This is a genomic window from Serratia sp. NGAS9 (assembly GCF_009905295.1).
GTDB classification, from domain to species: domain Bacteria; phylum Pseudomonadota; class Gammaproteobacteria; order Enterobacterales; family Enterobacteriaceae; genus Serratia; species Serratia bockelmannii.
Genome location: NZ_CP047605.1, coordinates 898,233 through 910,359, shown reverse-complemented (window position 1 = coordinate 910,359; position 12,127 = coordinate 898,233). Strand labels below are relative to the sequence as shown.

Genomic DNA, 12,127 nt, shown 5'->3' with positions numbered 1-12,127 from the left:
GTTATGCCAACAGGCACAACGCGAAATCAGCACAATACGTGGTCAAACGGGGTCAGGCGGAGAGTTTGATCAGTTTTTCTTTGAAATCGTCGGCGGGTTCCAGCCCCAGTTCCATGGTCGCCAGCAGCTCGCCCAGGCGGCGATGGAAGTCGCGCAGGGTGTCTTCCAGCTTGGCGTTTACTTCATCATCCTTAATGTTTTGCGCCGTCCAGTCGCCTTCCTTGTCGAACAGGCCGAATTGGTACGAATAGGTGAAGCGCGCCTCTTCCGCCTGCAGCTCCATCCACCAGCCCCAGAACTCACGCTTCTCCGGAGCGGGCTTTACATTGACGCAGACGGCCAAACAATCAAAGAAAAAACGGTCGTTTTCACATTGCCCTTCACGCAGGTACGGCCCCAAGCTGGCAAAACGTTTCATTAGTCGGCTTTTAGGGTGACCACTCGGTAACGTCATTCTCTAACCTCCTCAATGTAGACCACTCTTTTTAACAAACTGTTAAAATTTAGCAACTAATTAACGCATTTTGTCCCTCAGCCAACCGGACATCTGCAGCAACGCCCGGTGGAAGCTGTCGTACACCGGGGTGCGCGGGATGGCGACCAGCTTGCCGCTCACCGAGGAGGTGACGATCAGCTGCGACTCCTCTTTCGGACTGAGCGTATCGCGCTCCCAGTAGCCGGAGATCATCGGCGTCGGGCAACGGCGCCCCAGCAGCCCCTGCATTTTCAGCGAGTAGCTGTTCAGCTCCACCTTCAGCACGTTGTCCGAGGCGTTAGCCATGCCCATGCGGCTGGCCAGCACGTCCATATACATGTCCGGCACGTTCAACTGGGTGCTGCTGTCGCACAGCAGGCGATGCACCACCGGCCCCAGGCAGGCTACGCCGCGCAGCCGCTGCGGCTCCAGATAGGCCAGCCGCACCGCCACGTTGGCGCCGAAGCGGAAGCCGAAGGCGCTCACCCGCTGATGATCCACCCACGGCACCGAGGCCAGCTGGATCAGCACCTGTTGGTGCAGGTAGCTGGAGTCCTGCGTCAGCTTCCATTTGCACGAAGAACCGATCGACGGCATATCGAGCGTCAGCATGGCGATGCCGTGCGGCGCCAGGTAGTCGCGGAACAGGCGATGATAGTCGGTCTGCAGCGTATCGAGGCTGCCGCACATCAGCACCGTCGGGAACGGCGCCTCGCCCTTCTCCGGCATGTGCAGGAAACCGGTGACGCTGCCGCCGCCTTCGATGCGGAACTCCAGCTCTTTCAGCTGATACGGCAGCAACAGCGCCGCCTCTTCGTAAGCGCGGTTGGCGAGCATCTCCGCCTGTTCGGCCAGCTCGTCGCCCTTCAGGTGCGGGTAACCGGCGATGCTGTACAGGCTCGCGGCCTTCAGCCAGTACTCGCCGCCGAGCAGCGGATCCTGCTGTTCCGTCGCCCGCTGCTGCCACTGCATGCCCTGATGGATCCACTCGTAGATCCAGTTGCCGTTGCGGTAGCCCACCACGGTATCCAGCCGCTGCGGATTGCTGCGCTCGGCGTCCGAGGCGGCGATGCGCGCCAGCACTTCGTGGATTTCGATCGGGCTGACGCCGCGCCAGGCCCACAGCAACGGATTCAGCATGCGATACCAGCTGCCGGTGGTGTCGCCTTCCAATGCGGAATGCATGGCGGCGCTCACTTTGTTGCGCGCGCGCAGCACCAGCGTCGAGGTTTCAGGGTGTTTGAATTTGGGCTTGAAAAGAATTTCAGAAAGGTTGGCCTGTGCCATGGTAACAACAGCCTCCGTAAATCTGGCGATAGGCCGCAAAAGGCCTACTTAACTGGAGGTAGTGTACCTAACTCTGGCGGGATAAACCAAGATAACGCAAACGCCCGGCATAACCGGGCGTTGGGCTGGAACTGGCTGGACTTAGCGACCGCCGATCGGGGGAACGAAGCTGACGCCCATGTCCCACGGCTGTTCGATCCAGGTATCCTGCGGGATGTCGACTTCGTAGTCGTCCACCAGCGGACGGCCCGCCGGCTTGGCGAAGATGGTGACGAAATGCGCTTTCGGGTACATGTCGCGGATCGCTTTCGCGGTGCCGCCGGTATCCACCAGATCGTCCACCACGATGAAGCCTTCACCGTCGCCTTCGGCGCGCTTGAGCACTTTCATTTCGCGTTGGTTGTCATGGTCATAGCTGGAAATGCAGACGGTATCCACATAGCGGATGCCCAGTTCGCGCGCCAGCAGGCCCGCCGGTACCAGACCGCCGCGGCTTACGGCAATGATGCCTGTCCATTTGTCGGCAGGCAGCAGGCGGTGCGCCAGCTTGCGTGCGTGCATTTGCAGCATATCCCAGGTAACAACGTATTTTTCGCTCATAGAATCGTGTCCCAGCCGGCGGTGAAGCGGCTTATTTGTAGTTCAGGGGAAAAAAGGTTGCGCGAGATTATAGAGACTGGCCGCGTTGAATTCCAGCTGTACCGAGGAAAACCTCGCGATTTCCGCCGGGCGGCTTTTCGGTGATTGATGCTGAAAAAGCGAGCGTTCCCGCAGCGAAGCCATGTGATCAAGCGCTTAAACCGCACAATACGGGGGGCGCACCGCCGGAAATAAAGTGATATTCTCTGACGATCGTGCCACGACGCACAGATACCCGCTCACCTTAACCGCGCGGCATGCCCGTCCTGTCGGAGCCTGCCGTCACAGGAGACTTATAGTGTCTGAATTGTCTCAGCTTTCGCCACAGCCGCTGTGGGATATTTTCGCCAAGATCTGTTCTATCCCGCACCCTTCTTATCATGAAGAAGCGCTGGCGCAGCACATCCTCACCTGGGCCAAAGAAAAGAACCTGCACGCCGAGCGTGATCAGGTCGGCAATATCCTGCTGCGCAAGCCGGCCACCAAAGGCATGGAAAACCGCAAGCCGGTCGCACTGCAGGCGCACCTGGACATGGTGCCGCAAAAGAATAACGACACCGTGCACGACTTCGCCAAGGATCCGATCCAGCCTTATATCGCCGGCGAGTGGGTGAAAGCACGCGGCACCACGCTGGGCGCCGACAACGGCATCGGCATGGCCTCCGCCCTGGCGGTGCTGGCCGACGACAGCGTTGAGCACGGCCCGCTGGAAGTGCTGCTGACCATGACCGAAGAAGCGGGTATGGACGGCGCCTTCGGGCTGCAGCCGAACTGGCTGCAGGCGGATATCCTGATCAATACCGATTCCGAAGAAGAAGGCGAAATCTACATGGGTTGCGCCGGCGGTATCGACTTCATCACCACCCTGCCGCTGCAGCGCGAAGCGGTGCCGGCCGGTTACCAAACCCTGAAGCTGACCCTCAAGGGCCTGAAAGGCGGCCATTCCGGCGCCGAGATCCACGTCGGGCTGGGCAACGCCAACAAACTGCTGGCGCGCTTCCTGTTCGCCCATGCGGCGGCGCTGAACCTGCGCGTGCTGGACCTGAACGGCGGCACCCTGCGCAACGCCATCCCGCGTGAAGCCTCCGCGGTGGTAGCGGTGCCGGCGGACAAGGCCGACGTACTGAAAGCGCTGAGCCAGGAGTTCCTGGCCGTGCTGCAGAACGAACTCTCCGCCAAAGAGAAGAACATCACCGTGCTGTTGGAGCCGACCACCAGCGCTTCGCTGGCGCTGAGCGCCGACAGCCAGCAGCGCTTCCTGGCGCTGCTGAACGGCACGCCGAACGGCGTGATCCGCATGAGCGACGCGGTGAAAGGCGTGGTGGAAACCTCGCTGAACGTCGGCGTGGTCACCACCAGCGAAAACGAAGCGGAAATCATCTGCCTGATCCGCTCCCTGATCGACAGTGGCAAAGACTACGTGGTCGAGATGCTGACCGCGTTGGGCCAGCTGGCCGGCGCTAAAGTGGCGCCGAAGGGCGGCTACCCGGGCTGGCAGCCGGACGCCGACTCGCCGGTGATGCACCTGGTGCGCGAGCTGTATCAGGATCTGTTCGACAAGACGCCGAACATCATGGTGATCCACGCCGGTCTGGAATGCGGTCTGTTCAAAAAGCCATATCCAAACATGGACATGGTATCGATCGGGCCAACCATCACCGGCCCGCATTCGCCGGATGAGCAGGTGCATATCGAAAGCGTCGGCCTGTACTGGAAGCTGCTGACCTCGTTGCTGAAAGCAATCCCTGAGCGCGCGTAATCTGCACGCTTAACGCAAAAAGCCGGCGACCGCCGGCTTTTTTATTCCCACGACAGCGCCAGCTGCCGCTCCAGCTGCGGATCGAGCAGCGTCACATGCAACCCCACCAGCCGCACGCCGCGCCCTTCGCGCCGCTCGCGCCACGCCTGCCGCGCCACCTCCAGCAAATCCTGCCGGTTCAGCACCGGGAACACGTGCTCCTGGGTGGTTTGCTGAAAATCCTGAAACTTCAGCTTCACGCCCTGCCGGGCGATGTGCAGATCCGGCTTCACCTTGCGCAGCCGCATCTCCAGCTCGGGATAGAGTTTGTCGATAATCAGCGTTTCGCAGTCTTCCCAGTCGTGAATATCCTCCGCCAGCGTGCGCTCCACCCCCACCGATTTGCGCAGCCGCTCAGGAGAGATTTCGCGCCGATCGATGCCCTGACAGCGCTCCCACAGCACCCGGCCGAACTTGCCGAAGCGCTTGAGCAGCTGCGCCAAATCGTATTGCTGCACGTCGGCGCAGGTGATAAGCCCCACTTCCTCCAGCCGCTTGGCGGTCACCTTGCCGACGCCGGGGATCTTGCTGAGCGGCAGCTGCTGCAAAAACGCCGGCACCTGCGCCGGCGTGATCACGTATTGCCCGTTCGGCTTGTTCATCTCGGAGGCGATTTTAGCGAGAAACTTGATTGGCGCGATGCCGGCCGACGCGGTGAGGTTCAGCTCGTCGGCGATCGCCTGACGGATTTCCTGGGCGATCAGCGTCGCCGAACCGTTGCATTGCGGGCTGTCGGTCACGTCGAGGTAGGCCTCGTCGAGCGAAAGCGGCTCGATCAACGGGGTATAGCGGGCAAAGATTTCGCGGATGTGCAGCGAAGCTTCTTTGTAGGCCGCCATGCGCCCCGGCAGCAGGGTGAGATGCGGGCACAGTTTGAACGCCATCGCCGTGGACATGGCACTGTGCACGCCGTAGCGCCGCGCCGGGTAGTTGGCGGTGCTGATCACCCCGCGGCGATCGGCGCTACCGCCAATCGCCAGCGGGATATCGCGCAGGTTGGGATCGTCGCGCATCTCCACTGCCGCGAAGAAGCAGTCCATATCGACATGAATGATTTTACGCATCGCACCCTCCAACAATACTGTATAAGTATACAGCCAGGCACCAAAAGCTCAAGGCCGCAGAGCTCGAGGAAAGCGGCGTTTCTGACAGATATTTCCGCGTTGTTAAAAAAGCTTAATTTTTCAATAGTATGATTTCCGCCATCCCGTGCGGCTCACCACAACGATAACGACAAGGTACCCTACATGATCAGATTTTCTCATTTGCTGCTGGCTTCCGCGCTGTCGCTGAGCGCGCTGGCGGCCAGCGCCGCCGCCGGTCATGCGCCGGCGATCGTCGCCCATCGCGGCGGCACCGCCGATGCGCCGGAAAACACTCGCATCGCCATCGAAACCGCGCTGAAAAACGGCGCCGACGCCATCTGGATCACCCTGCAAGCATCCAAAGACGGCGTCATCGTGCTGTATCGCCCCTCGGACCTGAAAGCGCTGACCAACCGGCAGGGCCCGGTTTCTGCCTATACCGCCGCCCAGTTGGCCGAGACCGACGCCGGTTGGGCCTTCGCCAAGGGTGATGCGCACCCGTTTCGCGGCCAGGGTATCGGCATTCCACGGCTCGACGACGTGCTTAAAGCGTTTCCGCACGTCACCTTTTATCTGGACATCAAATCCCCGGACGCCGATCCGACGCAGTTTGGCCAGGCGCTGCTGGCGACGCTGGAAAGCACCGACAGCCTGAATCGCACCCGCGTCTACTCTACCGACGCCAAATACCTGCAGGCGCTGCCACCGGCCATCCCGCGCTTTGAAAGCCGCGACGAAACCCGCACGCTGCTGGCCAATATCACCATGGCGCACCAGTGCGACGTCAAACCGGACAACCGCCAGCAGCGCTGGTACGGACTGGAGCTGAAGCGCGAGGTGGAAGTGGTGGAGAAATATACCCTCGGCGAAGGGCGTTCTAAGGCGTTTCTGACCTGGGATAAAGAGTCGATAGACTGTTTCCGCTCGCAGGGTCCGGCGCACATCATTCTGTTCGGCGTCAACTCGCCGCAGGAATATCAGCAGGCGCTGGCGCTGGGCGCCGACGGCGTGATGGTCAACTCACCGGCCGAGGCGAAAAGCTTCCGCAAGGCGAAATAAAAAACCCGGCCAAGGCCGGGTTTTCGCTACAGAATACGGTGCTTTTCCAACTGCTCGCGCCGCTGCGCCGCTTTGGCTTCGCGCTTTTTGCGCGCATCGCACGGCTCCGGGCAGTCGCAGACTTTCTCCATGCCCAGCGCGGTGATGCCGCCGCAGCTGCCCTGCAGGCTTTTGCGTTTGAACACATAGCCCAGCGACATGCCGCCGACGATCAGCAGAAACAACACGAAAGTAGCGGCGAATACCGTCAACATAGCAACCTCACGAACGCTTTTTCAGATAGGGCTTGAACGCGTCTGAGTAACGCTCCTCAAACCCGTCGGCGGTTTTCACGATCATGAACACCGGGATACCGAGCAGGTTGGCCAGCGCCAGGCCGCGCTCCGGCCCCATCACGTTCAGGCCGGTGGACAGGCCGTCGGCGGTCATGCAGGTCGGGCTCAGCACGGTGATCGACACCAAACGGTGGTGAATGGGTCGGCCGGTGACCGGATCGATGGTGTGCGAATAGCGCACCCCGTCCTGCTCGAAGTAGTTGCGATAGTCACCCGAGGTAGCGATCGACATCTCCCCCGGCTGGATCACCAGCTGCGCCTGCTGTTGCGTACCGGCGGTCGGGCGCTCGATGGCGATGCGCCACGGCTTTTGCTCGCCGTTATGCCCGCGCGTGCGCACCTCGCCGCCGATATCCACCATGTAGTTCTTCACATGCCGGGACTGCAGATATTCCGCCACCACGTCCACGCCATACCCTTTGGCGATCGACGACAGATCGACGTACAGCTCAGGGATGCTTTTCACCAGCGCGCTGCCCTGCACCGACAGTTTGTCGGCGCCGGTCCAGGCGCGGCGGTGCGCCAGTTCCGCCTCGCTCGGCACTTTGTCCGGCCGCCCTTCCGGGCCGAAGCCCCACAGGTTGACCAGCGGCCCGACGGTCACGTCCAGCGCGCCGTCGGTGACGCGGTTGATGCGCAGCGCTTCGCGCACCACTTCGGCGGTGGCCGGCGAAACCGGGAACGGCCGGTCAATGTCGCGGTTGGCATTGAAGCGGCTCAGCTCGGAATCCGGCCGGTAGGTGGACATCTGATCGTTCACCTGCTCCAGCCGTTTGTCGATCTCCGCCTGCATCTCGCGCGCCGACGGCGTATCTTCGCCGGTCACGTAACGGATCGAATACGAGGTGCCCATGGTTTTACCCATCAGGTCCACCTGTTCCGGCCCGCAGCCGGTCAGCAGCAGGGTGGCGCTCAGCGCCACACCCGTCAGCCAGTTCTTCATCGCCAATGCGCGCAATTTAGCCACCAAAGTCATCCAGCATGATGTTTTCGTCTTCGACGCCCAGATCTTTGAGCATCTTGATCACCGCGGCGTTCATCATCGGCGGCCCGCACATGTAAAACTCGCAGTCCTCCGGTGCCGGGTGGTTCCTCAGGTAGTTCTCCAGCAGAACATTATGGATAAAGCCGGTGTAGCCGGTCCAGTTATCTTCCGGCTGCGGATCCGACAGCGCCACGTGCCAGGTGAAGTTTTCGTTCTCCGCCTGCAGCTGGTTGAAGTCGTCTTCATAGAACATCTCGCGCAGCGAACGCGCGCCGTACCAGAAGGTGATCTTGCGCTTCGAGTTCAGGCGCTTGAGCTGGTCGAAGATGTGCGAACGCATCGGCGCCATGCCCGCGCCGCCGCCGATGAAGATCATTTCGGCGTCGGTGTCCTTGGCGAAGAACTCGCCGAACGGCCCGGAGATGGTCACCTTATCACCGGCTTTCAGCGACCAGATATAGGAAGACATGATGCCCGGCGGCACGTCCGGATTGTTCGGCGGCGGCGTGGCGATACGCACGTTGAGCATGATGATGCCCTTCTCTTCCGGGTAGTTGGCCATCGAGTAGGCGCGCACCGTGGTGTCGTTCACCGTCGAGCGGTAGCGGAACAGGTTGAACTTGTCCCAGTCGCCGCGATACTCCTGCGGCACGTCGAAGTCGGCGTAGCTGATGTCGTGCGCCGGTGCTTCGATCTGGATAAAGCCGCCCGCGCGGAACGGCACGTCCTCGCCATCGGGGATCTTCAGCTTCAGCTCTTTGATAAAGGTGGCTTTGTTATCGTTGGAGATAACCTCGCACTCCCATTTCTTCACGCCGAAGATCTCTTCCGGCAGCTCGATCTTCAGGTTCTGCTTCACGTTCACCTGGCACGCCAGGCGGCACCCTTCTTTCGCTTCGCGCTTGTTGATGTGCGAAAGCTCGGTCGGCAGGATATCGCCGCCGCCCTCTTTGATCACCACCCGGCACTGGCCGCAGGAACCGCCGCCGCCGCAGGCCGAGGAGACGAAGATCCCCTGGCTGGAGAGCACGTTGAGCAGCTTGTCGCCCGCCGGCGCATGGAAGCTCTTATCCAGATCGCCGTTGATTTCCACCGCGATGTCACCGGTGTTCACCAGCTTCGATTTGGCGAACAGGATCAGCAACACCAGCACCATCACGATGGTGGTGAACATTGCTACGCCTAAAATAATTTCCATAAATTCTTCCTGCCTTTACAACTGAACACCGGAGAAGGACATGAAGCCCAGCGCCATCAGTCCGGTGGTGATAAAGGTAATGCCCAGGCCGCGCAGCCCTGCCGGCACGTTGGCATACTTGAGTTTTTCGCGGATCCCCGCCATGGCGACGATCGCCAGCATCCAGCCGGTGCCGGAACCAAAGCCGTACACCACCGATTCGGCGAAGTTATAGTCGCGCTGCACCATGAAGGACACGCCGCCGAAGATGGCGCAGTTCACGGTGATGAGCGGCAGGAAGATGCCGAGCGCGTTATACAGCGACGGGAAGAAGCGATCGAGGATCATCTCCAAAATCTGTACCAGCGCCGCGATCACGCCGATGAAGGTGATGAAGTTGAGGAAGCTCAGATCGACGCCTTCCACCAGCGCGCCGTCGCGCAGGATCAGGTTGTAGACCAGGTTGTTCACCGGCACCGAAATGCCGAGCACGATGGTCACCGCGATGCCCAGGCCAAAGGCGGTCGAGACCTTCTTCGACACCGCCAGGAAGGTACACATCCCGAGGAAGAACGCCAGCGCCATGTTCTCGACGAACACGGCGCGCACAAACAGGCTGATATAGTGTTCCATCGGCCTTTACTCCTTTTCGATCTGCGCCGGCTTCAGGGTGCGCAGCACCCAGATCAGCAGGCCGATGATGAAGAACGCGCTCGGCGCCAGCAGGAACAGGCCGTTCGGCTGGTACCAGCCGCCGTTCTGCACCGTTTCCAGCACCGGGACGCCGAACAGCTTGCCGGAGCCAATCAGCTCGCGCAGGAAACCGACCAGCACCAGGATCACCCCGTAACCCAGCCCGTTGCCGATGCCGTCCATAAAGCTCTCGATCGGCGGCGACTTCATGGCGTAAGCCTCGGCGCGCCCCATCACGATGCAGTTGGTGATGATAAGGCCGACGAACACCGACAGCTGCTTGGAGATCTCGAACGCATAGGCGCGCAGCAGCTGATCGACCACGATCACCAGCGAGGCGATGATCGCCATCTGCACGATGATGCGCACGCTGTTGGGAATATGGTGACGGATCAGCGAGATGAAGAAGCTGGAGAACGCGGTCACCAGCGTCACCGCAATGGTCATCACCACCGCCGTCTCCAGCTTGGTGGTCACCGCCAACGCAGAACAGACGCCCAACACCTGCAGGGCGATCGGGTTATTGTCGAACAGCGGCCCCAGCAGGACCCGCTTTATCTCTTTGGAATCAGCCATTTTTCAGCGCTCCTTCACGAACTTTTTTCAGGAACGGGCCGAAGCCGTGCTCGCCCAACCAGAAATCAAACGTATGCTGCACACCGTTGGAGGTCAGCGTGGCGCCGGATAGGCCGTCCACTCCGTGCACATCCCCCTGACGTGCGCCGCCTTTCACCACGCGGATCGCCGGCTGGCCGTTGTCGTCGAACAGCTGTTTACCGACCCACTGCTGGCGCCAGGACGGATTCTCGACCTCACCGCCCAGCCCTGGGGTTTCCCCCTGGTCGTAGTAGGTGATGCCCTTGACCGTATTGCCGTCGTTATCCAGCGCCACGAAGGCGTACATCATCGACCACAGGCCGGTGCCGTATACCGGCAGCACAAGCTTGTTCACCTGGCCGCTTTCGTCGCGCACCAGGTAGATTTCCGCCTGGTTGCTACGGCGTTTGATACCGGCCGGATCGTCGCCCGCGGGCAACGCCACGCTTTTGGCGTCGTCGCGCAGCGCGGCGCCCAGATCGAACGCCGCCGCCTTGCCAGCGACAAACTCGCCGCTGTTCAGATCCACCAGGCGCGGTTCGATGCGCTCGCTGTACAGACGCTTGACCTGCTCGCTCTCCATTTTCGGCTGCAACAGGCCGGCTACGTCGAGAATATTGCGCTGCTTATCGAGCAGCTTTTGCTCCTGCTGTTTGGACTTCAGGCCGACGGCGGAGCCCGCCACCACCACTGAACACACCAGACACAGCAGCAGCACTACCAGCAGCGTTTTACCGATGCCGTCGTTTTTCGCTTCATTCGCCACGGGCTTTTCTCCGCTTGATGTTGGCCTGCACCACCAGGTAATCGAACAGCGGTGCGAACAGGTTGGCGAACAGGATCGCCAGCATCATGCCTTCCGGATAGGCGGGGTTGACCACCCGGATCAGCACGCACATCACGCCGATCAGAATGCCGTACCACCATTTCCCCTTATTGGTGAAGGAGGCGGAAACCGGGTCGGTCGCCATAAAGATCATGCCGAAGGCGAAGCCGCCCAGCACCAGATGCCAGTACCACGGCATGGCGAACATCGGGTTGGTGTCCGAACCGATGGCGTTGAACAACAGTGCAGAAGCCACCATGCCGAGCATCACGCCGGCGACGATGCGCCAGGAGGCCACGCGGCCGAACAGGATAATCGCCCCGCCGATCAGGATCATCAGCGTGGAGACTTCACCGATGGAGCCGGGAATGTTGCCGAGGAAGGCGTCCAGCCAACTGATGGACTGGCCGGTGGCCACGTTGCTCAGGCTGTGCGCCCCGCCTGCACTCCACTGCGCCAGCGGCGTCGCGCCGGAGAAACCGTCCGCGGAGGTCCACACCAAATCGCCGGAGATCTGCGCCGGATAGGCGAAGAACAGGAAGGCGCGGCCGGCCAGCGCCGGGTTGAGGAAGTTGCGCCCGGTGCCGCCGAAGATCTCTTTGGCCACCACCACGCCGAAGGTGATGCCCAGCGCGGCCTGCCACAGCGGCAGGGTCGGCGGCACGATCAGCGCAAACAGGATTGAAGTGACGAAGAAACCTTCGTTGACCTCATGCTTGCGGATGATGGCGAACAGCACTTCCCAGAAACCGCCGACGACGAACACCACGGCGTATATCGGCAGGAAGTAACAGGCGCCCAGCACCATCTTGCTGACCCAGCCGGCGTCGGCCGCCAGCGAGGCGCCTAGCCACTGCGCCAGACGATAATGCCAGTCGCCCGCCAGCACCTGTTGCAGCGCGTCGCCGCTGTACAGATGGTGCAGCGCCGGGATCGCCTGCTGGCCAACGTTGTACATGCCCCAGAACATCGCCGGGAACACCGCCAGCCACACCAGGATCATCATGCGTTTCAAATCGATGGCGTCGCGCACGTGCGAAGCGCCGCGCGTCACCGTTCCGGGGGTATAAAACACCGTGGTGGTCGCTTCATACAGCGGGTACCACTTTTCCAGTTTGCCGCCCGGCGTGAAGTGATGCTCTATCTTCTCAAAATAATTCTTCAGGCCCAT

Annotated in this window: 13 protein-coding genes; 2 read left to right on the top strand and 11 right to left on the bottom strand. The window is 61.2% G+C overall.

What is annotated here, in order from left to right; genetic code table 11:
- Positions 1-52: 52 nt before the first annotated feature.
- The 3 genes from crl to gpt form a co-directional block, all read right to left on the bottom strand.
- Positions 53-454 (bottom strand): sigma factor-binding protein Crl, encoded by a 402-nt coding sequence (crl, locus tag GUC32_RS04235; protein WP_004930258.1) that lies wholly within the window; start codon positions 452-454, stop codon positions 53-55.
- Between the two features lie 60 nt (positions 455-514).
- Positions 515-1,762: an esterase FrsA gene (gene frsA / locus GUC32_RS04230; protein WP_021504999.1), complete on the bottom strand. Its 1,248-nt coding sequence runs from the start codon at positions 1,760-1,762 to the stop codon at positions 515-517.
- Between the two features lie 141 nt (positions 1,763-1,903).
- Entirely contained in the window at positions 1,904-2,362 is a 459-nt protein-coding gene (gene gpt / locus GUC32_RS04225; RefSeq protein ID WP_025301674.1) for a xanthine phosphoribosyltransferase, read from the bottom strand.
- Positions 2,363-2,699: 337 nt separating this feature from the next.
- Between gpt and pepD the strand changes: the two genes are divergently transcribed.
- Positions 2,700-4,160: a beta-Ala-His dipeptidase gene (gene pepD, locus GUC32_RS04220; RefSeq protein ID WP_025301673.1), complete on the top strand. Its 1,461-nt coding sequence runs from the start codon at positions 2,700-2,702 to the stop codon at positions 4,158-4,160.
- 41 nt (positions 4,161-4,201) lie between these two features.
- Here the strand turns inward: pepD and dinB are convergent, their stop codons facing one another.
- Complete coding sequence (dinB, locus tag GUC32_RS04215) at positions 4,202-5,263, bottom strand: DNA polymerase IV (RefSeq protein ID WP_369435574.1); 1,062 nt, start codon at positions 5,261-5,263, stop codon at positions 4,202-4,204.
- 183 nt (positions 5,264-5,446) lie between these two features.
- On the opposite strand from dinB, the gene GUC32_RS04210 reads away from it, so the two are divergent.
- The gene (locus tag GUC32_RS04210) at positions 5,447-6,343 is read left to right on the top strand and encodes a glycerophosphodiester phosphodiesterase family protein (protein WP_151429053.1); all 897 of its coding nucleotides are present in this window, start codon (positions 5,447-5,449) and stop codon (positions 6,341-6,343) included.
- A gap of 26 nt (positions 6,344-6,369) precedes the next feature.
- Here the strand turns inward: GUC32_RS04210 and nqrM are convergent, their stop codons facing one another.
- From nqrM to GUC32_RS04175, 7 genes are read right to left on the bottom strand one after another with little or no spacing between them, the layout of a single operon-like run.
- Complete coding sequence (gene nqrM / locus GUC32_RS04205) at positions 6,370-6,597, bottom strand: (Na+)-NQR maturation NqrM (protein WP_016928987.1); 228 nt, start codon at positions 6,595-6,597, stop codon at positions 6,370-6,372.
- Positions 6,598-6,604: 7 nt separating this feature from the next.
- Positions 6,605-7,654, bottom strand: a complete 1,050-nt coding sequence (locus GUC32_RS04200; protein ID WP_043135534.1) for an FAD:protein FMN transferase — start codon at positions 7,652-7,654, stop codon at positions 6,605-6,607.
- Positions 7,638-8,861: an NADH:ubiquinone reductase (Na(+)-transporting) subunit F gene (nqrF, locus tag GUC32_RS04195; protein WP_043135532.1), complete on the bottom strand. Its 1,224-nt coding sequence runs from the start codon at positions 8,859-8,861 to the stop codon at positions 7,638-7,640. The genes GUC32_RS04200 and nqrF overlap by 17 nt, the downstream gene beginning before the upstream one ends.
- A 15-nt stretch (positions 8,862-8,876) precedes the next feature.
- Entirely contained in the window at positions 8,877-9,473 is a 597-nt protein-coding gene (nqrE, locus tag GUC32_RS04190) for an NADH:ubiquinone reductase (Na(+)-transporting) subunit E (protein ID WP_004930235.1), read from the bottom strand.
- A gap of 6 nt (positions 9,474-9,479) precedes the next feature.
- On the bottom strand, positions 9,480-10,109 hold the full coding sequence (locus GUC32_RS04185; RefSeq protein WP_004930232.1) for an NADH:ubiquinone reductase (Na(+)-transporting) subunit D: 630 nt from the start codon (positions 10,107-10,109) through the stop codon (positions 9,480-9,482).
- Positions 10,102-10,896, bottom strand: coding sequence for a Na(+)-translocating NADH-quinone reductase subunit C (locus GUC32_RS04180; protein WP_025301668.1), 795 nt, complete (start codon positions 10,894-10,896; stop codon positions 10,102-10,104). The genes GUC32_RS04185 and GUC32_RS04180 overlap by 8 nt, the downstream gene beginning before the upstream one ends.
- Complete coding sequence (locus tag GUC32_RS04175; protein ID WP_016928991.1) at positions 10,886-12,127, bottom strand: NADH:ubiquinone reductase (Na(+)-transporting) subunit B; 1,242 nt, start codon at positions 12,125-12,127, stop codon at positions 10,886-10,888. The genes GUC32_RS04180 and GUC32_RS04175 overlap by 11 nt, the downstream gene beginning before the upstream one ends.

Coding starts and splice junctions, on each gene's coding strand:
- frsA (WP_021504999.1), bottom strand. CDS start 1,762: ATGGCACAGGCCAACCTTTCTGAAATTCTTTTCAAGCCCAAATTCAAA.
- gpt (WP_025301674.1), bottom strand. CDS start 2,362: ATGAGCGAAAAATACGTTGTTACCTGGGATATGCTGCAAATGCACGCA.
- nqrE (WP_004930235.1), bottom strand. CDS start 9,473: ATGGAACACTATATCAGCCTGTTTGTGCGCGCCGTGTTCGTCGAGAAC.
- nqrF (WP_043135532.1), bottom strand. CDS start 8,861: ATGGAAATTATTTTAGGCGTAGCAATGTTCACCACCATCGTGATGGTG.
- GUC32_RS04210 (WP_151429053.1), top strand. CDS start 5,447: ATGATCAGATTTTCTCATTTGCTGCTGGCTTCCGCGCTGTCGCTGAGC.
- GUC32_RS04200 (WP_043135534.1), bottom strand. CDS start 7,654: ATGACTTTGGTGGCTAAATTGCGCGCATTGGCGATGAAGAACTGGCTG.
- GUC32_RS04185 (WP_004930232.1), bottom strand. CDS start 10,109: ATGGCTGATTCCAAAGAGATAAAGCGGGTCCTGCTGGGGCCGCTGTTC.
- dinB (WP_369435574.1), bottom strand. CDS start 5,263: ATGCGTAAAATCATTCATGTCGATATGGACTGCTTCTTCGCGGCAGTG.
- crl (WP_004930258.1), bottom strand. CDS start 454: ATGACGTTACCGAGTGGTCACCCTAAAAGCCGACTAATGAAACGTTTT.
- GUC32_RS04175 (WP_016928991.1), bottom strand. CDS start 12,127: ATGGGCCTGAAGAATTATTTTGAGAAGATAGAGCATCACTTCACGCCG.
- nqrM (WP_016928987.1), bottom strand. CDS start 6,597: ATGTTGACGGTATTCGCCGCTACTTTCGTGTTGTTTCTGCTGATCGTC.